We start from the raw sequence: 23785 nt of genomic DNA on the forward strand, positions 1-23785 counted from the left end.
ATTATAAGCGAATTTAAATAGAAAATAAATGAAATGGTCAAAGTGGTTGAAAGGGTGATATTGATGTGGTACCAAAATGAAATAACTAAACTACTAGGATTGGATTATCCGATCATTCAAGCACCTATGGCAGGAGGTGTAACAACTTCTAGGCTTGTCTCTTCGGTGTCAAACGCCGGTGCCCTAGGGATGATCGGTGCTGGATATATGCAGCCCGATGAGTTACGTCATCAGATAAGGGAAGTAAAAGCTTTAACTACTAGAACATTTGGAGTTAACTTATTTATACCAGAAATACCAAAGATTTCAGATGAAGAGATTAACGAAGCAAACGAACTCTTACAACCTTTTAGAAACCTATTAGGGATTAAATTAGAATTACCTACATATGAAAACAGCTCTATATTTGAAAAAAAACTAAAAATTATCATTGAAGAAAAGGTGCCTGTGTGCTCGTTTACATTTGGGATCCCATCAAAGGAAGTAATAAAAGAATTAAAAAAACATAAGATCATTGTCATTGGAACAGCCACAACTGTGAATGAAGCTATCATCAATGAAAATATTGGGATGGATGCTGTTGTGGTTCAAGGAAGTGAAGCTGGGGGGCATCGGGGAACTTTCGCAATAGATGCACAAGAAAGCCTAGTTGGCCTAATGGCATTAGTACCTCAGGTTGTGGATCATGTCACCATTCCCGTCATTGCCTCCGGCGGGGTGATGGATGGGAGAGGTTTGATAGCTTCTATGTTTTTAGGATCAGAAGCAGTTCAAATGGGGACAGCTTTTCTCACTACGACAGAGAGTGGAGCACATGAACAGCACAAAAATGCTATTCTACAAGCAACCGAAGACGAGACAATGTTAACTACCGTATTTTCAGGAAAACCGGCTAGAGGAATTAACAATCAGTTTATGAAAGAGCTGAAGAGCAGAGAAAACTTATTACCAGCTTATCCTGTTCAACATTACTTAACTAGTCATATTAGAAAAGAAGCTGCTAGACAAAATAATCCTGAGTATATGTCTCTTTGGTCAGGCCAAGGGGTTAGGATGAGTCAACGTCAATCTGTTTATGAACTTATCACTGGTATAGTTTCTCAGGTCGATCAGTTGTTGAAAGAATTTTGAGTGTAAAAAGCCATTCAGCTATATACCAGCTAGAATGGCTTTTTTATCTTAATACTTAATTTAACTGATCAGCTGGACCAAAGAATTCAAAATGAATCTTATCAGAAGGAATTCCTAAGTCTTTTAATGCGTTATTTACAGATTTCATGAATGGAATCGGACCACAGAAGTAGAATGAAGCGTTTTTATCTTTAACGATAGAATCAATCCAGGGTAGGTCAATATATCCTTCTTTATCAAACTCTTTTTTCAATGCATCTATTTCTGTTGGCTTTTCATAGCAGAGATGATACTCGATATTATCCGATTGATTAGAAAGTTCTTTAACATGTTCATGCATAGCGTGAGTTGTTCCGTTAATAGCGGCGTGAATAAATGTGACTTTCCGGTTTGGCTGTTGAGAAGCAATGGTATTTAGCATACTAATCATCGGTGTAATACCAACACCACCGCTTAAGAATACAACAGGCTCGGCAGATTCTACATCTAAAACAAAGTCACCAGCAGGAGCTGTCACTTCTAAAGTATCTCCTTCTTGGATGGTATCGTGTAAGTAAGTGGATACTTTCCCGTTTGGGATATGTTCAGAAGAAGAGGTTTCCTTTTTTACACTAATACGATAGTACTCTTTTTCAGGACTGTCAGATAAGCTATACTGACGAATATGTGTGTACTCTTCGCCGGCAATTTGTACACGAATGCTAATATACTGTCCAGGAGTGAAAGTAGGAATTCCCTTACCATCCTTTGGCTGTAAGTAGAAAGAGGTGATTACTTCACTTTCTTTTACTTTCTTAGCGACAGTGAAGTCTCTGAAATCATTCCAGCCACCAGATTGAGAAACCGTTTCTTCATACATTTCATTCTCTACTTGAATAAATACATCAGCAATGACACCATACGCTTTTCCCCAAGCGTCAATAATGTCATCGGTCGCAGCATCGCCAAGTACATCTTTTATCGCCAATAATAAATGTTTTCCGACGATAGGATAATGCTCAGCTTTGACTTGTAAACTTCTATGTTTATGGGCAATTTGTCTAACAACGGGTAGAATGGCTTCTAAATTATCAATATATGCAGCGGCAGCATAGACAGTATTCGCGAGTGCTTTAGGCTGTCTTCCTTGTTTTTGATTGGCATGGTTGAAGATATTTAACAACTCTGGATGATTTGAAAACATCATCTCGTAGAATCTCTTGGTAATGGCTTCCCCATGTTGTGCTAAGACAGGAACCGTAGATTTAATAATTTCAATCGTTTTCGTATCTAATGGACTTGTGGCTGTTGTCATGTTAATCTCCCCTTAATAATATTCTCACAGTGATAAAGATATATTTTAAATACATGTTTATTTTAGACGTTGATGATTACTTAAAGCAATATTTTGAATACATGTTTAACAGAATGTTCACATTTATGATAAGAAAATGTTATTTATGTTATATTTAAATTACTAAAATGCAATTGAGAACAAGGGTGATTACCATGCAATTAACCGCATATACAGACTATACATTACGTGTACTAATCTATTTAGGAATGCAATCGAGCGGTGAAAAATCAAATATTAAAGAAATTTCAAGTTTTTATAACATATCGAATAACCATTTAAGTAAAGTGGTTTATGAATTAGGGAAGCTTGGATTGATTGAAACGGTTAGGGGACGAAACGGAGGAATTCGGCTAGCAAAGGAGCCAGTTCAAATAAATATTGGGTCAATTGTTCGTCTGACAGAGAGCCCTATTAATATGGTTGAATGTTTTGATGAGACGAGAAACACTTGTCGAATTAGTCCAGCTTGTAAATTAAAACATGTATTAAATGAGGCATTACACTCTTATCTGAAGGTTTTAGACGGATATACGTTAGAGGATTTGCTTCAAAATAAGGAAGAGTTAAAGACACTATTTTAATATAAGTAAAAGGTTGCTCTGGCAACCTTTTATTATTTTCCTTCATCTAAAAAACCGATCTTAGTACCTTCAAAAACAGCGATAAGGATGGATTCAAATGGTTCTTTTTCCAAGCAATGACAAGCTCAAAGTCTTGGTCATCAAATTGATCAATTTCCACAAAACGAAGCGAGGAGCTAGAGATCGTTTCAAAGCTTTTAGGTAAAATGGAGATCCCCATTTCTGATTCAACAAGTATGGGTACCGTATCAACAAAGCGGGGCTGGCTGACTATTTTGGGAGTGAAGCCATGTTGCTCGCATATCTGGACAATAAAATCGTACGAACCGACAGGTGAATCGTGACGATTATGTATGATGAAGGGTTCCTGTGCCACATCTGATAAAGTGATTTTTTTGTTGTTTACTAGTGGATGATTTTTGTGCATAACAATGCAATACGGTTCTTTGGCAACCGTTTCAATTTCAATTTCTTCTATTCGATGAAGACCGGAGGGGAGGGTTAGAGCGAAATCTAGTTCCCCATGTTCTAATTCATCTTTTAGCATTTTACTAGGAAAGTGATTCAAATGGAGTTCAACTTTTGGATATAATTCACGAAATCGTTTGATGACTTCAGGTAGGAAACTTCGAACATGTACGGCCAAAAAGCCAATAGAAAGACTACCGATGATACCTTCATCCGTTTGCTTTGCCTTTTCAATGGCCCCAGATGTTTTTTCCACTATCTCAATGGCTTCTTTGAGAAAAACAGAGCCTGCAGGGGTGAGCTTGACGGAGCGTTTGTTTCTGATAAATAGTTTTACGCCCACTTGATCCTCTAAATCCGCAATTTGCTGGCTAATCGCGGATTGAGCAACATACAGTTGATTGGCAGCTTTCGTAAAATTTAAATGCTCGGCAACAGTGATAAAATAACGCAATTGGCGAATATCCATAAGACCCTCTCTTGTCATGATTTTTCTATTATTTTATCATAGAATAAGAGAATAAAAGGATAGGGAAGGAAAGTTTCCCATATATCAAACAGATGTCTACCACAATAAAATAGCAAGAGTAATCAGAAATCGTGATTACAGAAATCAAACTCTAATATTTCCAATTCTTTCGATTTCGTTTTATGGTTAAATGTGAAAGCGCTTTATAATATAAAATATATGCTAGGGGTGTGGTGAAATGGTCGTACAGGTCGTTGGAAAATTACCTAATGAAGGCAAACCATATTATGTTCGAAATGGTGAGGGTGAAAGGTACTTATTCGGAACACAAGTAGCTTCGGTCGTTGCTACAGCAAAAAGTACTGGTGATATGCTAGAAATCGTTCAATTATCAGGCGGAAAAGGGGACTATTTTCCAGCACATATACATGAACAAGCCCAGGAAGGAATTGTCGTCCTTGATGGCAGACTTGAGGTAGAGATCAATGGAAAAAAGTATCTACTAACAGCAGGAGATTATGTTCACATTCCTGCAGGCACGGTTCATTCGTATTGCATGCAAAGTCATCGAACACGCTTTTGGTCTTTTACCATTAACGGAACTGTGGCTGAGCTATATCCACTTATTGGTGAGCCTTATGATAAATTTGAACGTCCACCGGTTTGTAAAAATCCCCTAGAATTAGACTGTCTAGCAAACATTCCTAGTAATATTGATATAAAATTGATTGATCGAAAGCAAGTATCCGGGCTGGCTCAGTTGGTGAAAGGGTGTGCGATACCAAAGGAGCCTAAACCATACGTTCTTGAATCTGGAGAAGGAGTACATCTTTTGAGTGGAGATACGGTTCATTCCCTTCTTACTACGAAAGAGGCGACTGACGGTCATTTTATTGCTTTAGTATCGGAGGGACCAAAGGGGTTGCCGATTGGAGAACACGCACATGAGTTTACAAATGAAACCTTTATGTGTCTGCAAGGAGAAATGACTCTCTGGGTAGATGGAGAAGAATTGCATCTCTTGCCAGGAGATTTTGCTTACGTTCCAGCAAAAACGCCTCATCGCTTCCGTTGTGGTGCCCACTACACGAAGTTTCTAGGGGTATTAACACCAGGAGATTTTGGGGATTTCTTTCGAATTCTAGGAGATGAATATGAACATCCTATTTTTCCTAGCGAACCTGCACCTTATCGGTTTGATCGAGTCATTCAGCGAATTCAGGAAATTGATTTGACGCTATTAGGAAAGCCTCCACGTCCCTCTGATATTGAAGAGGTTAGTTGAATATGAGTTATCGAGTTAGAGTTGTACCAGACCTTGTGTTTTCCTCCCCAAAAGGAAAACCGTTACTGCTAGATTTATATTTGCCACAGCATGCAGAGGAACCTTTTCCCGTTATTGTATGGATACATGGGGGAGGTTGGAGAATTGGGGATCGGAAGCTTGGGCCGGATTTTTGCCAATTTTTTGCCGAAAAAGGCTTTGCGATGGCGAGTGTAGAGTATCGTTTGAGCGGGGAAGCCTTGTTTCCAGCACAAATTCATGATGTGAAGGCAGCCATCCGATGGCTCCGTTCGGTTGCTGATGAATATCATTTAGATAGCGAAAATATAGGGTTATGGGGTTCATCTGCTGGCGGACATTTGGCTGCATTAGCCGGAACAACAGGATCTGGAGTTCTTGAAGAGTTGGAGCATGGATGTGCTGATTTTTCCTGTAATGTCCAGGCAGTTGTGGATGGATATGGTCCAACAGATTTCTTGCAAATGGATCTTCAGCATACATCTGAGAGGCCTTCCAATGATCCAGAAACGGACCGTCTTCATCCTACCCGACATCACTCTGATCTGGATTCTCCAGAATCTCAATTACTTGGAGCTCCTATTCATTCGGTACCTGACCGTGTACAGGAAGCCAATCCCATCACGTACATTAAAGGCGGAGAACCCCCTTTTCTGATTATGCACGGAACAAATGATACGGCAGTACCGGCACATCAAAGTGAATTACTTTATCAAGCTCTCTTAGAAAAAGGTAATGATGCCACGCTATGTTTAATAGATGGTTTTGGCCATGCCTTTTTCAACAACAATGATTTGGACAATCATGAACCTTATTCTGCTAGGCTTCGTACGACTCGGGCAGGGGAGAAAGAGAAGACAGAAACCACCCACGTTAAAATATTTGAAATGATTGAAAGGTTTTTTGGAAAACATTTAATGAAAATGGACTATTAGGTACTCCGTTCAGCGGAGTATCTTTTTTTACGCATCAATCATCTGAAATTGCGATTTCTCAAATAACATCTATGTATTTCAAAAAAGTTTTATTCTGTCTTATCATTTTAATTACAAGCTAACACAATGGCTAGATTGAAAAACGAGGAGGAGTTTTCTTGAAATTACTAACATATTCCGTAAATAATGATTCACTCAGACTAGGTGTTTTAGTAGACGAAAATACGATCATCGATCCACACCAAGCGTATATAGAGCAGCTAAAGCAACAAGGACAACAAAGGGCGGAAGAAATTGCGAACGCTTTACTTCCAACTAACCCTGTGGAATTTATTGCGAACGGAGATATGGCCCTACAATCGGCAAAAGAAGCCATCGACTATGCCCTAGGACATTCTGAAAATACATCGGCTATTTATAAAAAAGACTCGGTAGAAATTGGACCACCGGTGATAAAGCCAAATAAGATCATCTGCGTAGGACTAAATTACAAGAATCATATTATTGAAATGAAGCGAGATTTCCCAGCTCACCCGGTTATCTTTGCTAAGTTTGCAACAGCGATTGCAGCTCCTAACGACGTCTTTCCACTTAACTCTGAGTTAACGAAGAAGCTAGATTATGAGGCAGAATTGGCATTCGTGATTGGGAAGGAAGGAAAGAACATAAAGGCAGAAGATGCTTTGGATTATGTGTTCGGTTACACAGTAGCTAATGATATCACCGCTCGTGATATGCAAAAAAGAACCATTCAATGGCTGCAAGGAAAAACTCTTGATAAAAGTCTTCCATTAGGACCAGTTATAGTAACGAAGGATGAAATTGCAAATCCCCATGCGCTAGATATTTCTTTAACCGTAAATGGTGAAGTAAGACAACAATCGAATACGGAGCAGCTGTTATTTAACGTAAATCATCTAGTTGAATTTTTATCTGGGATTTGTACGTTAGAACCAGGTGATATTGTTTGTACGGGAACTCCAGGTGGTGTTGGTGAGGCGCAAAATAAGTTCCTTCAAGATGGAGATGTTGTAAAAGTCGAAATTTCAGGGATTGGAGCGATCTTGACGACGATTAAGGAGGAGAGTGTCTCATGACAATTTTTCAAGAGCCGATTCGGGATATTGCTCATTTAGCTCATATAGAATTGCTATCACCTAAGCCAAATGAAAGTCTTGAATTTTTCCATGAACTACTTGGGATGACCGTCATTAAAAGTGAGGGACAATCCGTCTATTTACGTGGCTGGGGTGATCAGCAGCTTTATAGTCTGAAGCTAACGGAAGCTAAGCAAGCTGGCCTTGGACATGTGGCGATGAGAACCTACTCTTCACAAGCGCTTGAACAACGTGCGAACCATCTTAAGGATAGTAAGTACGGTATCGGTTGGACTGACGGAGATTATGGACATGGTCCTTCCTATCGTTTTATGGATCCAGCTGGACATAAAATAGAAGTCTTTTACGAAGCGGAAAAGTACATGAGACCGGATCATTTAAAGCCAGGGTTAAAAAATATGCCACAAAAATATTCTGCGAGGGGTGCAGCAGTTACACAGCTTGATCATATTAATTTGTTTAGTCCTGATGTGGATGCGGATAGTTTGTTTTATCGAAAGTACCTCGGTTTCAAATTAAGTGAGCAAGCGGTAACAGAAACAGGGAAACAAACAACGGCTTGGCTACATGTGACCAATAAGTCGTATGATATGGCGATTTCATTAGATAAAACAGGTGCCCAGGGCCGCTTTCATCACGCCGCCTTTAAAGTAGAGACTACAGAAATGGTTCTGCGAGCAGCAGATGTGTTTTTAGATAATGGAATTTATATTGAAGCTCCTCCTAACAAACATGTGGCAGGGCAAACGATATTTGTGTACGTGTATGAACCAGGAGGCAATCGAATTGAAGTATGTTCGGGTGGATTTTTAATTTATACACCTGATTGGGAAACGGTAACATGGACTCCGGAAGAACGAAAAAAAGGATTAGCTTGGGGATCGCCTCTCCCAGCTACTTTCCACACATATGGTACACCAGATATTGAGAAATCAATTACAGGAGGGTGAGGGAATGAACAAGATGTTAAATAAGTTAACTCATGAGGAAGCCATTGAGCGTGCAAGGGAATTATCTGTCGTGATACGTTCTCGTTCACGAGAAGGGGAAAGCTTGAGGCATCAACCACAAGAGAACATTGACGATTTTATTGCATCAGGATTAGTTCGCTCGCTGGTGCCTAGTCGTTGGGGAGGACATGAACTTGATTGGAAAACATTAGCTGGTAGTGCAATTGAGGTATCAAAAGGGGATGCCTCTGCGGGTTGGTGCTATTCCTTATTACTTCTTCATAGCTGGATGCTTGCCTTTTTCCCGAACGACGCTCAGAAAGATGTATGGAAGGACAATCCAGATGCTTGTCTAGCGACCTCCATAAATCCAAGTCCGAATTCTGAAATCCTAAAAGAAAAAGATGGATATCGTCTAACTGGGAAATGGGGATTTTCTTCAGGTATTAACCATTGTGATTGGGTCATGATTAGTGCGGCAGCTCCACAAGAAGATAGCCAGAAAGAGAAAAAGATGTTGTATTTTCTTGTACCGAAAAGCGAATTGAGAGTAATTGATGTATGGCATGTTGTGGGAATGAGAGGAACAGGTAGTAACGTACTAGAATTAACGGATGTATTTGTCCCTGAATACCGCACAATGGAGTTGAATCCATGGAACCTTCATGGCATTTCTCCTGGTATGGAACAAAATAAGGCTCCACTTTATCGGATTCAACTGTCAGCAGTTATGCCTGTAACATTATTATCTGTTATTTTAGGAGCAACAAAGGGGGCATATGACTTATGGCGCGATATGGTGATTGGAAAAAATAAATCCCGTAAAGGAGAGCCTGTCGCAAACTTAACACATCAACAAATTCGACTATCTAGAGTAGCAGCTAAGCTGGAAGCGGTAGATGCCCTCCTTCATAAATCGTTGGAATTAGTAGAATCCGGACGAGTACTTGATTATAAGGAACGAGTTAGTTTGAGAAGAAATTATTGCTATTGTGCGGAACTCTGTACCGAAGCAATGGAAACCATTTATACAAGCAGTGGAGCAGCAGCATCTGCCGAAAGCCATCCTTTACAACAATTTTGGCGTGATATCCACGCGGGAGCTCAACATACCGCATTTAATTTCGATTGGGTAGGAGAGCTTTATGGGAAGTTGGAGCTTGGACTTCCTGTGAGTGTAGAATACTAGAAACGGAGGAGTGAAGATGACTGTAAGTGCAGACAAGTTGACGGCTGACTTGATTTCTTCTTTGCAGGGAGAAACCATGGTTTCTTTAATCACAATGAATGCGGAAACTAATTTACCACAGTTAAGTGTAGTTTCGTGGGTCCATCCTGTAGCTGATGGAAAGAGGATAAAAGTGGCGCTTGGCTATAAAGCATCTAGTATAGAAAATATTCGAAGCAATTCTAATGTAGTATTAGGGGTGATTGGGGCTGGAAGCTGTTATTCGGTACAGGGTAAAGCATCCGTCTCTGAAATAAAAGAACTCACGATGAAACTATATGTCGTCACCATTGAAGTGGAAACAGTGGAGAACGTGATGTTTTACGGAGGTAAGATCACAACAGAACCTGCTTATGAGAAAACCTATAATAAAGACTTAGCTATTAAATTGGACACAGAAGTTTATGAGCTCCTACGTGAGTAACCTCAGTTATTTGCGATCCGGTTAATGTATCAAAATGAGGTTCTCTTGAATTTTTGAGATAAAACTCACTCTCTTTTAAATAAGATGTCATGTCCTTAATTCAGTAATGAGAAAATAAGCGGAGATTTTTCGGTTAAATGCAGAATGGAGCTCGTTTCGGGGTAAATAAGGGAAGATTTTCCGCTTATGCAAAGAATTCTCTCCTATTTTCGAATTTTTTGAGCCTATAGGCGGAATCTCTCCGTTTATTTAAGCTTTTTTTAATAACAATTACTAATTAAACGGAATTTCTCCGTCTATTCATCAGTTCGGGTGCTTATCCTGATCCCCAACCGAAAAGTGGGGACCATCTTTACCCTAGATGTGGTAATCAGCAGGTTTTTATTGACCAGCCTATTAACTCAAGTAAATTGGTACTCAAAACGGCACTGCAAAGGACATAAATTTTGACCTTTTTTTAATTGCACAATACTTATTGTCCATCTTAATAATGATGTCAATTGCTGTGTCAAAGTTAATGGGATTTAGTAGAAACGTTAATAAAAAAGGAAAAGACGTATGCCAAAATTCATACGTCTTTTCTTTGTCTTTTAATAAGAAAGCACTAGAAAACGGAACCCTACTTTTTGTGTGGCGGTTTTTTTTAATCGAGCAAAGATTGAACTCCCTTTGCAAAAGACACCTTTGGCGGCCAAGCGCAAAGATCGAAAGGAAAATCAGAACCTGGAACGACTCGTTCTTCACCTACTGAATCCACTAGAAAATCTATGCTTGCAGGATTCCATAAGACTGTATCATACCAGAAGCGTTTTAAGTACTCTGATGGCTTTCCTTGCAGGTTGGAGGAAACAGCTCCCCATTGTTCATATCCTTTATCAAGTCTACCGATTTGATAAGGAAGGAACCCTCCGCCATGAGCAAATAATATTTTAATGTTAGGGTAATGGTCGATCAAACCGCTTAATAGAAGATCAGTTGCACACACGGTTGTTTCCCATGGGACACCAATTAGATTCGGCATCATCCAATTTTTTAATCGTGGATCTTCACTTAGCAATGGATGGATGAAGAGAATGGCTTTCAACCGGTTTGCTTCCTCAAAAAATGGAGTGAAAAAGTTGTCTGAAAGCATTTTTCCAGCTGCTGAAGGTCCAATGATTGCTCCTTTAAGCCCTAGGTTCATTGCGTCATGTAAAATTTGTGCAGCACGCTCAGGGTGGTTGAGAGGAACGGTGCCAAGAGCGGATAAGCTTCTAGTTTGTGTAACGAGTTTTGACAAAGATTGATTGTATACTTGGGAAATGTCAGCGGTGATGTTTTGTGAGAAGTCATACATAAAAAGCTGTGGAATCGGTGAAATCAAGGAATGAGAAACACCAGCTTCTTTTTGTTTATGAAGATACAGGTCTATGTCGATAAAGGATTGTTTTAATTCAAAGCCCCATTTTTCATTGACTACTAAAAAATCATCTTTGTTCTCTTCCTTTTTAATCCATTTGGCATTGACGAGATCTTTATGTTCCTTTAACCAAATAAGAACATCAGCTGGGATAAAATGAGTGTGAAAATCGTGCATTTTACGGATTCTCCTTTATAATTTTAATGGAATTTTACCAATAACCCATACGGTTTGATATTTCCATAGCGGCTTGAATCACTTTCTTTGAGTAGCCTGGAACTTTGTTTGCTTGTATCCTTTGTTTCGGTCCTACAATTGCTAGTGCAGCGATGACCTTTCCTCGATAATCATAGACAGGTGCAGCGATCGAGTTCACCCCTTCGAGAATTTCTTCACTGCTAAAAGTGTAACCGTTTTCTTTTATTTGGTTTAAATGGGTTCGAAGTTTACTAGGGTCGGTAATGGTGTTTTTCGTATATCTTATTAAGCCTTTTTCAATGACTCTATCAACTAGTTGATCATCCGAATAGGCTAATAACACCTTACCCGAGCTCGTGCAATAAGGAGGATTTCTTTTTCCAACATTCGTTAACACACGAACAGGGTGGTGGCAATCGACCTTTTGAAGATAAATGACTTCATCATTATCAAGTACAGAAATATGGGCGGTTTCACCTATACTTTCGACCAGGCGGTTTAATACGGACTGTGATTCTTTGTAGATGTCCATATGACTATTAACGATTCCGCTTAAAGAGAGGATGGATAGACCGAGTCGATACTTTCTTGATTCTGGATCTTTATAGACAAAACCCTCGGAAGCTAACGTAGCCATGGTCCTACTAACCGTGCTTTTATTAATACCTAGAGAAGTAGATAAGTCACTAATCTTCTTTTCTGGTTCTTCCATCGTAAAGCTTCTTAATATTCGCAAAGCATTTTTTACGGATGATAAATGCTGGTCTTCTTGTTTTTCCGTAACCATCTTGTATCCTCCTTTTTTCATCATTAGAAACAGAATAAAGATTGTTTCTCTATAGTGGAGAATATAGCAAATAAATCCAAATAAATAAAGTGAATATTTATAAAGTTTAAAATAAAATAAATTTTTTGTGTTTTGTTGCGTATAGAGAAACTTTGATGTTGATAGCGTAAAAAGTAGTGAGTAAGATTAAAAATGTGAAGATTGATAACTTTTAGGAGAATCCTTTCCAATTTAAAAGAAGAGATTTTTCTAAATAACAAAATGTAAGCGTTTTAATTAAATGAAGAGGGGGATGTAAGATGTTGAAAAGAGGGATGAAGCTTAGTTTTACAATGTTAACCTTGATTTTACTAGTATTTGTGTCAGCTTGTTCGAAAAGTTCTGGGGGAGAACAAGCTGCATCGGATACGAAATCAATTACCTTTAAGATGGGGCATATGAACTCTCCTGACCATGTTCAAGATTCGAAGGCAATGAAACCGTTCAGTGAAGAAGTAGAAAAACTTACTGATGGTCGAGTGAAATTTCAAATCTATCCGGGGGGAGCACTTGGTGGCCCTAAGGATACATTAGACAATATTACAACTGGAATTATGGATGCGGGTTGGGGGTTACATGGGTATAACGCAGGAAAGTTTCCAACCCACTCTGTTCTTCAGCTTCCATTCCTTGCAAACGGAACGGGAGAGGAGTTAAGTGTTGTTGCTCAAAAGCTTTATGATACGTTCCCTGAAATCCAAAAAGAATATGACGATTTAAAGCTGTTATGGGTTCACGCAGCTGATCCGTACGCGATTATCACAAAAGGAAAAGCGGTCAGAAGCTTTGAAGACGTGAAAGGTTTAAAGCTTAGAACGCCGTCTGTTGAAGCAGGTGAAATGATTAAGTCATGGGGAGCAACCCCAGTTTCCTTACCGGCACCAGAAATTTATGATGCACTTCAAAAGGGAGTCATAGATGGGGGTGTCTTACCTGTAGCAGCTATTAAAGATTTTAACCTTACCGATTTAGTAGATTACGTTACATTAGGAAACTTCAACACTAGTATTTTCTACGTTGCTATGAACAAAGATAGCTGGAATAAGATTTCTCCAGAAGATCAAAAGCTCATTGAAGATGAACTGCTAGGTGAGCCAATGGCGAAAATGGCGGGTGCAGCGTTTGATTATCAAAAGGGCTTAGCGGAAACAGAAGCGAAGGATGCAGGTGTTGAATTTATTAATCTGGAAGAGAGTGAACTGCAAAAATTTAAAGATAACTCTGAGGATGTAAAGGGAAAATGGCTATCTGATATGGAATCAAAAGGGGTAGATGGACAAAAGATATACGATGAAACAGTAAAGCTTATTGAAGAATAATAGTCTTCCAATTTGGAGGTGTTGGCAATGGAACAAGAAGTAAGAAAGGAGGTTTCGTTGAGAGCTAAGGCTCTTGACGAACTTTCCTTTTTAGAAAAAGTTATTTATCCATTCGAGAAAGTTGTTCTTACTTTAAATAATGTTCTTCATAAGGTTTCAAGTGTCATTTTGTTTCTATTAATGTTTCTTACGACAGCAGATGTGTTTGGTCGATATTTTTTTAATAGGCCTATTACAGGTACGTACGAACTGACAGGATTGGCACTAGCCATGATCATCTTCTTTAGCCTTGGTTCAGCACAACTGAAAAAAGATCATATTGAAATTGATTTTTTAACAAATATGATGCCAGCAAAGGTTCAACACGCACTTTATGCCTTTACTTCCCTCATCTTATTTATTCTTATGTCTCTAACCTCTTGGCAATTATTTGAGTATACGAAGAGAATCTATTTCGGAAATGAATTAAGTGGAGATCTTGGTTTACCTCTTTATTTGTTCGTAATATTTGCGACAGTCGGTGCGATTTGTTTTACATTAACGTATCTAGTCGATTCGTTAAAATCCTTTCTAAAGGTGGTGGAAAAATGAGTCCAGAAATGATAGGTGTACTAGGGATTGTGTTACTCTTGGTTCTCATCTTATTAAGGGTTTCTGTAGGACTTTCATTATTTTTAGTAGGGTTTTTAGGTGTATCTTGGCTTTCTGACTGGCAAGTAGGATTGTCACAGCTTGGATCCTCTGCTTTTGGAACTTCCAATAACTATGGGTTAAGTGTTATACCACTGTTTATATTAATGGGAATGTTTATGTCTAACACAGGTCTTGGGAAGGATTTGTTTAATGCAGTTGATAAGTGGATTGGGCATTTTCGGGGTGGTCTTGCCATCGCGACTGTCGGGGCAGCTTCCATTTTTGCAGCCATATCTGGATCTTCCAACGCAACGACGGCTACTTTGGCGAAGATCACCATTCCAGAAATGAAAGAATACAATTACCGGACGACCTTTTCTACGGCAGCAGTTGCAGCAGGTGGTACTCTGGGGATTTTAATACCTCCCAGTGTTATCTTGATTTTATATGGAGCATTAACATCAGAGCCAATCGGTCCTCTATTAATTGGAGGTTTGGTACCGGGAATCATCATGACTCTTCTTTTTATGCTGATGATCAACATCCAAGTTCGCTTAGACCCTTCCATTGCCCCTACCAAAGTGGAGAAGGCGACCATCGAGGAAAAATTCTCTTCTTTAAAAAGTGTTTGGCCTTTTCTTTTAATATTTGCGATTAGTATCGGGGGAATTTACTTTGGGGTTTTCACGCCAAGTGAGGCTGGTGGCATTGGTGCCATTGGTGCCTTCTTCCTCACTCTATTAACAAAGCGATTGAGTTTTAAGGGGCTTATTTCTTCCTTAGATGAATCGATCCGATTGACGGTAATGTTGTTTTTAATTTTAATCGGTGCATCATTATTCGGAAAATTCTTAGCGTTAAGCCAAATTCCGAAGTATTTAACAACGACTGTCGGATCACTAGACGTTTCTCCTTATCTCATCATGGCAATGATTCTTGTAGTCTACTTTATTTTAGGAATGTTTTTAGAGGGAATTGCCATCATGGTCCTCACTCTTCCTATTGTTTATCCTTTGATTACTCAATTAGGATTTGATGGATTATGGTTCGGAATCATTATGGTGATGGTGTTGAATATTGGAGTTCTTACACCCCCTCTTGGATTAAGCATTTACATTATTAGTGGTGTGGTAAAAGATGTTCCCATTCAACAAATTTTCAAAGGAGTTATCCCAGCTATTGTTACCATGGTTGCATTTACCATTGTTCTAATTATCTTCCCAGAAATCGTCACCTATTTACCAGGTTTGGTTGAATAGGGAATCTAAAGGAGGAGTTAATCCGGATGATCAAGAAAACATTGGATGAAAGAGCATTTCACTTATTAAAAGAAAAAATGGAGGAAGGACTACTTCCACAATGGGTCTTAACGGATCCAGATATCTTTGAGCTTGAAATTGAAAAAATTTATGGACATTCCTGGCAGTTTCTTGGACACGAAACGGAAATCAAAGATCCTGGGAGTTATGTGACACGCTGGATGGTCAATGATCCGGTACTGTTAGTTAGAACTCGTGAAGGTGAAATTAAAGCATTTTTAAATTCATGCACCCATCGTGGGACACAGCTATGTACAGCTGATCGTGGAAATAAAAAAACCTTCACATGTCCCTACCATGGGTGGAGTTATAATTTGAACGGTGAATTAGTGGGGATTGTAGCCGGAAACAAAGTGTATGGAGAAGAAATGGATAAATCAGAGTGGGGGTTAAGACCAATCCCTCAAGTTGAAATGTATCAAGGAATGATCTTTGGAAATCTTGATAAAAATGCAGAACCTTTAGAGGATTATCTAGGGGAGATGAAGTGGTACTTAGATATTCTTCTTGGCAGAAGTGGCGGGATGGAAGTTCGAGGTCTACCGCAGCGCTGGGTAGCGAAAGCGAATTGGAAGGCGACTGCTGAAAACTTTGCTGCTGATCCGTATCATGTACAAACAACTCACCGCTCCACGGTTGAAATGGGAATAAGTCCGGAAGATCCTCTTTATGCCGGCTATGGACATCAGGTAGTAATGAAAAATGCTCATGGTATTAATGTGATCACCTCAAAGACAGGAAAAGCAAGAGTACCATTCCAAGGAATGCCTGAATCTATGTGGCCATTGTTTGAGAAGCATTTAACCCCTGAACAGCTAGAGGTTCAATCGAAAGTCACTGTTTTCGTAGGGGGAGTTTATCCCAATCTATCATTTGTAAGTCCCATTCACGGAACGGAAGGTCACTTACATAATTACTTGAACTTTCGAATGTGGAGGCCACTTGGTCCAGATAAGGTTGAGGTTTGGTGCTGGTTTTTAATTGATAAGGCAGCACCGGAGGAATATAAAGAGGCTGCCTATAGAGGGTATCTAGGTTCTTTTGGACCTAGTGGAACACTAGAACAAGATGATACCGAAACATGGGCCCGTATTGTTGAAGTAAGTAAAGGCTTAATGATGAGAGACAAAGAACTGAACTACAATAGTGTTAGTAATTATTTAATGGGGTACTCGCACGTGGAACCGGACGAGAATTTCCCTGGACCGGGGACTGCTTATCCAACGACTTATATAGACGCTTTATCAAGACGGATGCACGAACAATGGCTTGAAATGATCTCCAAGGGGCTCTTTAAAGAGGAGGTTAAGCAATGAATCTAGATATTCAGAGAAAGGTGACACCTGAGCTCCATCTTGAGATCACGACATTACTTAATAGAGAAGCGTATTTCCTCGACAATCGTAAATACAAAGAATGGTTGGAATTACTTACAGATGACCTCGTATACAGAATGCCATTGAGAGAAACGGTTGAAGGTGTAGGAGTGGATGATATTTCTAAAGATATGGCTTTCTTTGAAGAAACGAAGGTCTCTCTAACTACTAGAGCAAACCGCTTGTATACGAAATCTGCTTGGGTAGAAAACCCGGCAACTAGGCAGCGACATTTTATTACTAATGTAACTGTAGAGGGAACGGAAAAGGAAGATGAGTTCAAGGTAAGAAGTTATTTCTTATTTATGAGAAGCAGAGCCTCTACTACCGATATTGAACAAATGTTTGGGGAGCGAAATGATATCATTCGAAAAGTAAATGGCGTGTGGAAAATCTCCTCACGTACAATTTTTCCAGACCAATCGGTAATCACTACGATGAATATGAGTATGTTTCTCTAAAAACAGTATTAACTAATACACTGCCTCCTGATAAAAAGGAGGCATTTTAATTAAATTTTCAAAAAAATATAGGTTGTTGCTTATAGAGCAACAAGAACGTTGTTGGTGCGGAGAGTAAACGATACCATATAGTTAATAAAAATAATTTATTATTAGGAGGACACACAGCATGCAGGTAGAAACGAAAGTAAAAGCGATCAATTGCTTACATTTTATTAATGGTCAATTTGTTGAATCACAAAATCATAAAACCTTTGAAAATATCAATCCTGCAACAGAAGAAGTATTAGGCACAGTGGCAGAAGGAGGAAAAGAGGAGGTGGATTTTGCCGTTCGTGCAGCAAGAAGAGCATTAAATGGACCGTGGAAGAAGATGACCTTGGTTGAGCGCTCCAAAATCCTTCGCCGCATTGGTGATTTGATTCTTGAAAGGCAAGAAGAATTGGCGATGCTTGAATCATTGGACACAGGGAAGCCATTTTCCTTAGCAAACAAAATTGATGTTCCGCGTGCAGCGTATAATTTTCACTTCTTCGCCGATTATATTACGTCAGTTGGAACAGATGCGTACCAACAGGACGATCAAGCGATTCATTATGCTTACCGTCGACCAGTAGGGGTTGTTGGAATTATTAAGCCATGGAATCTACCATTGTTACTTCTCACCTGGAAACTGGCTCCTTGCCTTGGTATGGGGAACACGGCGGTTATTAAACCAGCAGAATGGACACCAATGACAGCAACGGTACTTATGGAGATTTGTAAAGAGGCAGGAGTTCCAGATGGAGTCGTAAATTTAGTCCACGGTTTTGGTCCAAATTCTGCTGGTGGAGCAATCTCCGAACACCCAGATATTGATGCTATTTCTTTCATTGGAGAACCAAGCACTGGGGCTAGCATTATGAAAGCTGCAGCTGACTCTTTGAAAAAACTTTCGTATGAGTTAGGCGGGAAAAATCCAAATATTATTTTTGCTGATTCTGATCTTGATGAAGTGATTGAAACAACGATAAAATCTAGCTTCATTAATCAAGGGGAAGTTTGCCTTTGCGGATCTCGCATTTATGTTGAACGACCAATTTACAATGAATTTATAAATAAATTTGCTGAAAAAGTAAGAGAATTACGAGTGGGTGACCCATTAGCTGAAGCCACCAATGTGGGTGCTTTAGTTAGCAAAGAACACTATGAGAGAGTTAATAGTTATATCGAGATTGCTCGTAATGATGGAGCGAATATTCTCACCGGTGGAAAGCGACCAGAAGGAATGGAAAAAGGGTATTTCCTTGAGCCAACAATTATCACTGGCTTAGATCGCAATTCTCGTTGTGTTCGTGAAGAGATATTTGGACCGGTTGTAACGGTTATGCCATTTGATATGGAAGAAGAAGTGATCATGCAGGCAAATGATACACATTACGGGTTAAGTGCAACCATCTGGACAAATGATCTGCGTCGTGCACACCGAGTAGCACACCAAATTGAAGCGGGTATTATTTGGGTGAACACATGGTTCCTTAGAGACCTAAGAACTCCATTTGGTGGAATGAAAAATAGTGGGATTGGTAGAACCGGAGGAATGCATAGCCTTGATTTTTACTCTGAATTGTCCAATATTACGATCAAACTGTAGGGAAGGTGTGAGAAGGAAATGTCAATTGTAACAAATAAAATAAAAGAATACGCTGCCCTTTTATTTGATGCTGAAAAGACAGGTGTAGGGACCAATCCCCTTACGACCTTAGATCCAAGTCTTTCTGTAACGGAAGCGTATCATATTCAACTAGAAAACATTCAAATGAAAGTGGAACAAGGAAAGAAAATTATTGGGAAGAAAATCGGACTCACCTCTCTTGCTATGCAAAAGCTTCTCGGGGTGGATGAACCTGACTATGGTCATTTGCTAGACAGCATGGAAGTAACAAATGGGGGTACGATTTCAATCGAGAAAGTCTTGCAACCAAAGGTAGAAGCCGAACTAGCTTTTGTTCTAAAAAAGGACTTAATAGGCCCAAATATTACGACACTCGATGTCTTACAAGCAACGGATTTTATTGTCCCTGCACTCGAAATTGTAGATAGTAGAGTGAAAGATTGGAAGATTAAGCTTCCTGATACGATTGCAGATAACGCCTCTTCCGGTTTCTACGTACTTGGAGACAGAAAAGCTAAGGTGGACGAAATCAATCTCGAATTGCTTGGCATGGTGCTTTCGAAAAACAATGAAATTGTGAATACCGGAGTGGGAGCTGCTGCTCTTGGAAACCCAGCTACATGTGTTGCTTGGTTAGCAAACAAATTATCTGAATTTGGAATTCCTCTGAAAGCAGGAGAAATTATTTTATCTGGCGCACTATCGGCAGCTGCAGATGCGAAAGCTGGAGATTTATTCTCTGCTAGATTTGCTCATCTTGGGGAAGTAAAAGTTCATTTTTAATAGGAAAGGATGGGTGTTATGGGCAAAGTGAAAGTGGCAATTCTTGGATCAGGGAATATCGGTACAGATCTCATGATGAAGCTTGGTCGGTCAGAGGTTCTAGAGTTAACGACGGTAATTGGAATAGATCCTAATTCTGACGGGTTAAAAAAAGCGAGAGAGCTTGGATATGAAACGATTGATAGTGGATTAAATGGATTCTTAGAACGACCAGAACTCGCAGATATCGTGTTTGATGCAACGTCAGCGAAAGCGCATATAAGGCATGCAAAGCTTTTACGTGAGGCAGGAAAACAGGTGCTTGATTTAACACCAGCAGCGGTGGGGCCACTTGTTGTCCCGCCTGTAAATATAAAAGAGCATGTAGACGCAGATAATATTAATCTGATAACGTGTGGGGGCCAGGCGACGATTCCAATGGTTCATGCGATACACTCTGTCCAACCAGTGGAATATGCGGAAATTGTTGCAACCATATCTAGTAAAAGTGCGGGTCCGGGAACAAGGGCAAATATTGATGAGTTCACAGAAACGACCGCTCGTGGAATTGAAAAAATTGGTGGTGCAAGAGTGGGAAAAGGGATCATTATCCTAAATCCAGCCGAGCCTCCAATCATGATGAGAGACACCATCCATGTTATAGTAAAAGGCGATCAGGTGGATGAAGAGGGGATTACTCGTTCCATCAAAGAAATGGAAAAACAAGTGCAAGAATATGTACCTGGATATAAGTTAAGACAGGAACCCATCTTCAATGGAAACCATGTGACGGTATTTATTGAGGTAGAAGGTGCAGGTGATTATTTGCCGAAGTATTCTGGAAATTTGGATATAATGACGGCAGCAGCTGTAAAAGTAGCGGAAGAATGGGCAAAACGTAAAATTTCACAAGCCATTGTATAACAGAAAGGAGGAGCTAAAATGGAAGAAAAACGGGATGTAATATTGACGGAGGTTGCTTTAAGGGATGGTAGTCATGCGATACGGCATCAATTCACAGTGGAGCAGGTTACTCAAGTGGCAAAGGGGTTAGATGAAGCAAATGTTCCTTATATTGAAGTATCACATGGAGATGGATTAGGTGGGTCCTCATTGCAATATGGATTTTCTCGAACGAATGAAATGGAATTAATTGAAGCAGCGGCTGCAACAGTAAAAAAGGCAAAAATCTCTGTTCTTCTTATTCCTGGAATTGGAACGAAGCAAGAATTAAAGCATGCGGCACAGCTTGGTGCCAAGATGGTGAGAGTGGCGACTCATGTGACAGAGGCCGACGTCGCCCCGCAGCATATTGCTCTTGCAAAAGAATTAGGCCTTGAAACGGTAGGCTTCTTAATGATGTCTCATATGGCTCCTACCGAAAAGTTGGTGGAGCAAGCAAAACTAATGGAGAGTTACGGTGCGGATACAGTGTATGTGGTTGATTCTGCAGGAGCTCTTTTGCCACATGAAGTGAAGGAGAAAATCCGTGCACTTAGACAAAGTCTTTCAATTGATATTGGGTTTCATGCCCATAACAACTTATCGTTGGCAGTGGCAAACAGTATTACCGCGATTGAAGAAGGAGCTAGACGGATTGATGGAAGCATCCGCTGTCTTGGTGCTGGTGCAGGAAACACTCAGACTGAAGTACTCGTAGCTGTGCTCGACCGTTTAGGAATTCAGACAGGAGTCGATCTTTACAAAATGATGGATGTAGCGGAGGACATCGTTGCTCCTATCTTAGAAAAACCACAAGAAATCACAAAAGACGGTTTGGTGTTGGGGTATGCAGGCGTCTATTCTAGCTTTCTATTACACGCTCAGGCTGCAGCAAGAAAATTTGGAATTGACTCCCGTGATATTCTCGTTGAGCTTGGGAAAATGAAAGTGGTTGGCGGTCAGGAAGATATGATTCTTGATGTAGCGGCGGAACTTGCCCCAAAAACTGCAAACGGCCGGATTATAAGGAGGAAATGTAATGGCGACAGTGGAATATAAAGAGATTGCTAAATATTTGATTGCTGGTGAAGAAGAGAAACGCGAGGTCGTAAAAGTAACGGAGAATATCAAACCGGATCTTTCTGTGGAGGAAGGATATCTCGTCCAACAGGAGCTCGTTAAAATTAAGCTAGAAGAAGGGAGAAGAATTGTCGGACCTAAAATGGGTTTAACTAGCAAAGCAAAGATGCAGCAAATGAATGTAAACGAGCCCATTTATGGATATGTGTTTGATTATATGTTGATTGACAATGGTGGAAAGGTTCATTTACAGGACATGATTCACCCAAAAGTAGAAGCAGAGATTGCTTTTGTAATTGGAGAGGACATTGAAGGACCAAACGTAACAGCAGCAGATGTGTTGTCAAAAACAGAATATGTTATTCCAGCTCTTGAACTGATTGACAGTCGGTATGTCAATTTCCAATTTACTTTACCAGACGTAATTGCAGACAATGCTTCCACATCTAGAGTTGTTTTCGGTACATCTTTTCATAAGCCGGATAAATTTGATCTTGATTTAGTAGGTGTGACACTTTCTATTAATGGTGAAATAAAGGAACTAGGTGCAGGAGCAGCTGTACTTGGACACCCAGCGGAAGCGATTGCGATGCTAGCAAATATGCTATCGCGTAGAGGGGAAAGGGTTCGAAAGGGCGATGTGATTTTATCTGGAGCGATTACCAGTGCCATTTTGCTAGAAAAAGGAGATGTTGTCACGGGCCGATTCGATGGATTAGGTGAAGTATCTTTCGTGGTGACAGACTAGTTTTAAATGAAGAGAAAGGAGGCACCTTATGCCAATCATTCAGGTTCAAATGATGGAAGGAAGACCAAAGGATAAAATCGCAGAAGTGATTCACAATATTACAAATACAGTTGCTGAAACATTGGACGCTCCAAAAGAGAGTATTCGAGTGTTAGTGACAGAGATTCCGAAAACTCATTGGGGAGTAGCCGGAGTTCCAAAGTCAAAATCGTAAAGACTATAATAGGAGGTTCACTATGACTGTTGAGTTATGTACATTAGTTCCACATGTTCCAAGTATCTGTCATGAAGATGGAGTCCCGGATTTTCAAAGAAACATGGTAGAAGGATTAAAAGAGGTGGCAAAGGATATCGAAAGAATTGCTCCTGATGTCATTGTGTTAGTATCCTGCCATTGGCCATCTACTTTTTTCCATTATGTAGATTGTACACCCGAGCATAAAGGGATATTAACAGCCTATGAAGCTCCCGATCTCATTAAGGATCTTCCTTATTATTATCCAGGAGATGCTGATTTGGCTAATCAGCTAGTTCAAGCTGGGGTGAATGCTGGATTACAGGTTCAAGGAGTAAATGATCCCTATTATATTTGGGATTACGGAACAGTTGTCCCACTAAGGTATCTTGTACCGAAAGAAGATATTCCTATCATTAATTTATCAGTTACTCTAGCTGCTAGTATTGAAGAAACATATAAATGGGGTCAAGAGATTGCTAAAGTTTTGCATTCAACCGAAAAAAAAGTTGTCTTTGTATCTAGTGGAGCTTTATCACATAATTTAGTACGCGGCCGACATAATAAGCCAACCGTAGCGGAGCATTCTCTTGATAAACAGTTCATGGAGTTCGTCATGAACAAAGACTACCAATCTGCTTACGACATGCTACCCGAGTATGCAAGAATGGCTAGGGTTGAGTCTGGTGGACGTCATCTGGCTATGTTGTTTAGCATGCTTCATGAAGATAGTGAGGTAGCCTACTTAGCAGATGGGCAATCCTCAGGAAGCTGGAACGTATTGCTAACCTTTGACTCCAAAAGGGTGTTAGGCGTGGAAGAAATGGAAGATAGTAAAGCGGTAAAGAAATAAATGATTTTAAATTAGCAGATTTGAAAGCGTTAACAAT

At 39.8% G+C, this 23785-nt stretch carries 24 protein-coding genes; 20 read left to right on the forward strand and 4 right to left on the reverse strand.

Annotation, left to right across the window (positions count from 1 at the left end; genetic code table 11):
• The first annotated feature begins 63 nt into the window (after positions 1-63).
• Positions 64-1131: an NAD(P)H-dependent flavin oxidoreductase gene (locus ACQ5H4_RS12540; RefSeq protein WP_430775259.1), complete on the forward strand. Its 1068-nt coding sequence runs from the start codon at positions 64-66 to the stop codon at positions 1129-1131.
• 55 nt (positions 1132-1186) lie between these two features.
• Here the strand turns inward: ACQ5H4_RS12540 and hmpA are convergent, their stop codons facing one another.
• Positions 1187-2425, reverse strand: coding sequence for an NO-inducible flavohemoprotein (gene hmpA, locus ACQ5H4_RS12545; protein ID WP_430775260.1), 1239 nt, complete (start codon positions 2423-2425; stop codon positions 1187-1189).
• A 194-nt stretch (positions 2426-2619) separates the two neighbouring features.
• On the opposite strand from hmpA, the gene ACQ5H4_RS12550 reads away from it, so the two are divergent.
• Positions 2620-3048 (forward strand): Rrf2 family transcriptional regulator, encoded by a 429-nt coding sequence (locus ACQ5H4_RS12550; protein WP_430775261.1) that lies wholly within the window; start codon positions 2620-2622, stop codon positions 3046-3048.
• Between the two features lie 46 nt (positions 3049-3094).
• On the opposite strand, the gene ACQ5H4_RS12555 is transcribed toward ACQ5H4_RS12550, so the two are convergent.
• On the reverse strand, positions 3095-3985 hold the full coding sequence (locus ACQ5H4_RS12555; RefSeq protein WP_430775262.1) for a LysR family transcriptional regulator: 891 nt from the start codon (positions 3983-3985) through the stop codon (positions 3095-3097).
• A gap of 238 nt (positions 3986-4223) precedes the next feature.
• Here ACQ5H4_RS12555 and ACQ5H4_RS12560 point away from each other — a divergent pair, with 238 nt between their 5' ends.
• The 6 genes from ACQ5H4_RS12560 (at position 4224) to ACQ5H4_RS12585 (ending at position 9943) form a co-directional block, all read left to right on the forward strand.
• Entirely contained in the window at positions 4224-5270 is a 1047-nt protein-coding gene (locus ACQ5H4_RS12560; RefSeq protein WP_430775263.1) for a quercetin 2,3-dioxygenase, read from the forward strand.
• Positions 5271-5272: 2 nt separating this feature from the next.
• Positions 5273-6223 carry an alpha/beta hydrolase fold domain-containing protein gene (locus ACQ5H4_RS12565; RefSeq protein ID WP_430775264.1) on the forward strand — a complete coding sequence of 317 codons (951 nt, stop codon included), beginning with the start codon at positions 5273-5275 and terminating at the stop codon, positions 6221-6223.
• A 158-nt stretch (positions 6224-6381) separates the two neighbouring features.
• Complete coding sequence (locus ACQ5H4_RS12570) at positions 6382-7320, forward strand: fumarylacetoacetate hydrolase family protein (protein ID WP_430775265.1); 939 nt, start codon at positions 6382-6384, stop codon at positions 7318-7320.
• The gene (locus tag ACQ5H4_RS12575; protein ID WP_430775266.1) at positions 7317-8291 is read left to right on the forward strand and encodes a VOC family protein; all 975 of its coding nucleotides are present in this window, start codon (positions 7317-7319) and stop codon (positions 8289-8291) included. Before ACQ5H4_RS12570 ends, ACQ5H4_RS12575 begins: the two co-directional genes overlap by 4 nt.
• Before the next feature lie 4 nt (positions 8292-8295).
• On the forward strand, positions 8296-9480 hold the full coding sequence (locus tag ACQ5H4_RS12580) for an acyl-CoA dehydrogenase family protein (protein ID WP_430775267.1): 1185 nt from the start codon (positions 8296-8298) through the stop codon (positions 9478-9480).
• A 16-nt stretch (positions 9481-9496) separates the two neighbouring features.
• Positions 9497-9943: a PNPOx family protein gene (locus ACQ5H4_RS12585; protein ID WP_430775268.1), complete on the forward strand. Its 447-nt coding sequence runs from the start codon at positions 9497-9499 to the stop codon at positions 9941-9943.
• Positions 9944-10586: 643 nt separating this feature from the next.
• Here ACQ5H4_RS12585 and ACQ5H4_RS12590 read toward each other — a convergent pair.
• Entirely contained in the window at positions 10587-11519 is a 933-nt protein-coding gene (locus tag ACQ5H4_RS12590; RefSeq protein ID WP_430775269.1) for an amidohydrolase family protein, read from the reverse strand.
• Between the two features lie 34 nt (positions 11520-11553).
• On the reverse strand, positions 11554-12327 hold the full coding sequence (locus ACQ5H4_RS12595) for an IclR family transcriptional regulator (protein WP_430775270.1): 774 nt from the start codon (positions 12325-12327) through the stop codon (positions 11554-11556).
• A gap of 299 nt (positions 12328-12626) precedes the next feature.
• Between ACQ5H4_RS12595 and ACQ5H4_RS12600 the strand changes: the two genes are divergently transcribed.
• The 12 genes from ACQ5H4_RS12600 to ACQ5H4_RS12655 all read left to right on the forward strand — a co-directional run bounded on the left by ACQ5H4_RS12600 (position 12627) and on the right by ACQ5H4_RS12655 (position 23748).
• A complete protein-coding gene (locus ACQ5H4_RS12600; protein WP_430775271.1) occupies positions 12627-13685 on the forward strand; it encodes a TRAP transporter substrate-binding protein in 1059 nt (352 codons plus the stop codon).
• Between the two features lie 27 nt (positions 13686-13712).
• Positions 13713-14276: a TRAP transporter small permease gene (locus ACQ5H4_RS12605; protein WP_430775272.1), complete on the forward strand. Its 564-nt coding sequence runs from the start codon at positions 13713-13715 to the stop codon at positions 14274-14276.
• Positions 14273-15577 carry a TRAP transporter large permease gene (locus ACQ5H4_RS12610; protein WP_430775273.1) on the forward strand — a complete coding sequence of 435 codons (1305 nt, stop codon included), beginning with the start codon at positions 14273-14275 and terminating at the stop codon, positions 15575-15577. Before ACQ5H4_RS12605 ends, ACQ5H4_RS12610 begins: the two co-directional genes overlap by 4 nt.
• A gap of 26 nt (positions 15578-15603) precedes the next feature.
• Positions 15604-16953, forward strand: a complete 1350-nt coding sequence (locus ACQ5H4_RS12615) for an aromatic ring-hydroxylating oxygenase subunit alpha (protein ID WP_430775274.1) — start codon at positions 15604-15606, stop codon at positions 16951-16953.
• A complete protein-coding gene (locus ACQ5H4_RS12620) occupies positions 16950-17474 on the forward strand; it encodes a 3-phenylpropionate/cinnamic acid dioxygenase subunit beta (RefSeq protein ID WP_340903317.1) in 525 nt (174 codons plus the stop codon). The genes ACQ5H4_RS12615 and ACQ5H4_RS12620 overlap by 4 nt, the downstream gene beginning before the upstream one ends.
• Positions 17475-17643: 169 nt before the next feature.
• Positions 17644-19107: an aldehyde dehydrogenase gene (locus ACQ5H4_RS12625; RefSeq protein WP_430775275.1), complete on the forward strand. Its 1464-nt coding sequence runs from the start codon at positions 17644-17646 to the stop codon at positions 19105-19107.
• A gap of 18 nt (positions 19108-19125) precedes the next feature.
• Positions 19126-19911, forward strand: coding sequence for a 2-keto-4-pentenoate hydratase (locus tag ACQ5H4_RS12630; protein ID WP_430775276.1), 786 nt, complete (start codon positions 19126-19128; stop codon positions 19909-19911).
• A gap of 18 nt (positions 19912-19929) precedes the next feature.
• Entirely contained in the window at positions 19930-20814 is an 885-nt protein-coding gene (locus tag ACQ5H4_RS12635; RefSeq protein ID WP_430775277.1) for an acetaldehyde dehydrogenase (acetylating), read from the forward strand.
• Between the two features lie 18 nt (positions 20815-20832).
• A complete protein-coding gene (gene dmpG, locus ACQ5H4_RS12640) occupies positions 20833-21891 on the forward strand; it encodes a 4-hydroxy-2-oxovalerate aldolase (RefSeq protein ID WP_430775278.1) in 1059 nt (352 codons plus the stop codon).
• Positions 21872-22660, forward strand: coding sequence for a 2-keto-4-pentenoate hydratase (locus tag ACQ5H4_RS12645; RefSeq protein WP_430775279.1), 789 nt, complete (start codon positions 21872-21874; stop codon positions 22658-22660). The genes dmpG and ACQ5H4_RS12645 overlap by 20 nt, the downstream gene beginning before the upstream one ends.
• A gap of 28 nt (positions 22661-22688) precedes the next feature.
• Positions 22689-22874: a 4-oxalocrotonate tautomerase gene (locus ACQ5H4_RS12650; protein WP_430775280.1), complete on the forward strand. Its 186-nt coding sequence runs from the start codon at positions 22689-22691 to the stop codon at positions 22872-22874.
• A gap of 22 nt (positions 22875-22896) precedes the next feature.
• Entirely contained in the window at positions 22897-23748 is an 852-nt protein-coding gene (locus ACQ5H4_RS12655; protein ID WP_430775281.1) for a DODA-type extradiol aromatic ring-opening family dioxygenase, read from the forward strand.
• The last annotated feature ends 37 nt before the right edge of the window (positions 23749-23785 follow it).

The organism is Bacillus coreaensis (assembly GCF_050586445.1).
In the GTDB taxonomy this organism is placed as follows: Bacteria; Bacillota; Bacilli; order Bacillales; family Cytobacillaceae; genus Robertmurraya_A; species Robertmurraya_A coreaensis.

What these genes read in the sequence shown, in the direction of transcription:
- ACQ5H4_RS12555 (WP_430775262.1), bottom strand. Translation starts at nt 3,985, where the DNA reads ATGGATATTCGCCAATTGCGTTATTTTATCACTGTTGCCGAGCATTTA.
- hmpA (WP_430775260.1), bottom strand. Translation starts at nt 2,425, where the DNA reads ATGACAACAGCCACAAGTCCATTAGATACGAAAACGATTGAAATTATT.
- ACQ5H4_RS12650 (WP_430775280.1), top strand. Translation starts at nt 22,689, where the DNA reads ATGCCAATCATTCAGGTTCAAATGATGGAAGGAAGACCAAAGGATAAA.
- ACQ5H4_RS12655 (WP_430775281.1), top strand. Translation starts at nt 22,897, where the DNA reads ATGACTGTTGAGTTATGTACATTAGTTCCACATGTTCCAAGTATCTGT.
- ACQ5H4_RS12575 (WP_430775266.1), top strand. Translation starts at nt 7,317, where the DNA reads ATGACAATTTTTCAAGAGCCGATTCGGGATATTGCTCATTTAGCTCAT.
- ACQ5H4_RS12620 (WP_340903317.1), top strand. Translation starts at nt 16,950, where the DNA reads ATGAATCTAGATATTCAGAGAAAGGTGACACCTGAGCTCCATCTTGAG.
- ACQ5H4_RS12605 (WP_430775272.1), top strand. Translation starts at nt 13,713, where the DNA reads ATGGAACAAGAAGTAAGAAAGGAGGTTTCGTTGAGAGCTAAGGCTCTT.
- ACQ5H4_RS12550 (WP_430775261.1), top strand. Translation starts at nt 2,620, where the DNA reads ATGCAATTAACCGCATATACAGACTATACATTACGTGTACTAATCTAT.
- ACQ5H4_RS12560 (WP_430775263.1), top strand. Translation starts at nt 4,224, where the DNA reads ATGGTCGTACAGGTCGTTGGAAAATTACCTAATGAAGGCAAACCATAT.
- ACQ5H4_RS12580 (WP_430775267.1), top strand. Translation starts at nt 8,296, where the DNA reads ATGAACAAGATGTTAAATAAGTTAACTCATGAGGAAGCCATTGAGCGT.
- ACQ5H4_RS12585 (WP_430775268.1), top strand. Translation starts at nt 9,497, where the DNA reads ATGACTGTAAGTGCAGACAAGTTGACGGCTGACTTGATTTCTTCTTTG.
- ACQ5H4_RS12565 (WP_430775264.1), top strand. Translation starts at nt 5,273, where the DNA reads ATGAGTTATCGAGTTAGAGTTGTACCAGACCTTGTGTTTTCCTCCCCA.
- ACQ5H4_RS12645 (WP_430775279.1), top strand. Translation starts at nt 21,872, where the DNA reads ATGGCGACAGTGGAATATAAAGAGATTGCTAAATATTTGATTGCTGGT.
- ACQ5H4_RS12630 (WP_430775276.1), top strand. Translation starts at nt 19,126, where the DNA reads ATGTCAATTGTAACAAATAAAATAAAAGAATACGCTGCCCTTTTATTT.
- ACQ5H4_RS12610 (WP_430775273.1), top strand. Translation starts at nt 14,273, where the DNA reads ATGAGTCCAGAAATGATAGGTGTACTAGGGATTGTGTTACTCTTGGTT.
- ACQ5H4_RS12595 (WP_430775270.1), bottom strand. Translation starts at nt 12,327, where the DNA reads ATGGTTACGGAAAAACAAGAAGACCAGCATTTATCATCCGTAAAAAAT.
- ACQ5H4_RS12600 (WP_430775271.1), top strand. Translation starts at nt 12,627, where the DNA reads ATGTTGAAAAGAGGGATGAAGCTTAGTTTTACAATGTTAACCTTGATT.
- ACQ5H4_RS12635 (WP_430775277.1), top strand. Translation starts at nt 19,930, where the DNA reads ATGGGCAAAGTGAAAGTGGCAATTCTTGGATCAGGGAATATCGGTACA.
- ACQ5H4_RS12540 (WP_430775259.1), top strand. Translation starts at nt 64, where the DNA reads ATGTGGTACCAAAATGAAATAACTAAACTACTAGGATTGGATTATCCG.
- ACQ5H4_RS12590 (WP_430775269.1), bottom strand. Translation starts at nt 11,519, where the DNA reads ATGCACGATTTTCACACTCATTTTATCCCAGCTGATGTTCTTATTTGG.
- dmpG (WP_430775278.1), top strand. Translation starts at nt 20,833, where the DNA reads ATGGAAGAAAAACGGGATGTAATATTGACGGAGGTTGCTTTAAGGGAT.
- ACQ5H4_RS12615 (WP_430775274.1), top strand. Translation starts at nt 15,604, where the DNA reads ATGATCAAGAAAACATTGGATGAAAGAGCATTTCACTTATTAAAAGAA.
- ACQ5H4_RS12625 (WP_430775275.1), top strand. Translation starts at nt 17,644, where the DNA reads ATGCAGGTAGAAACGAAAGTAAAAGCGATCAATTGCTTACATTTTATT.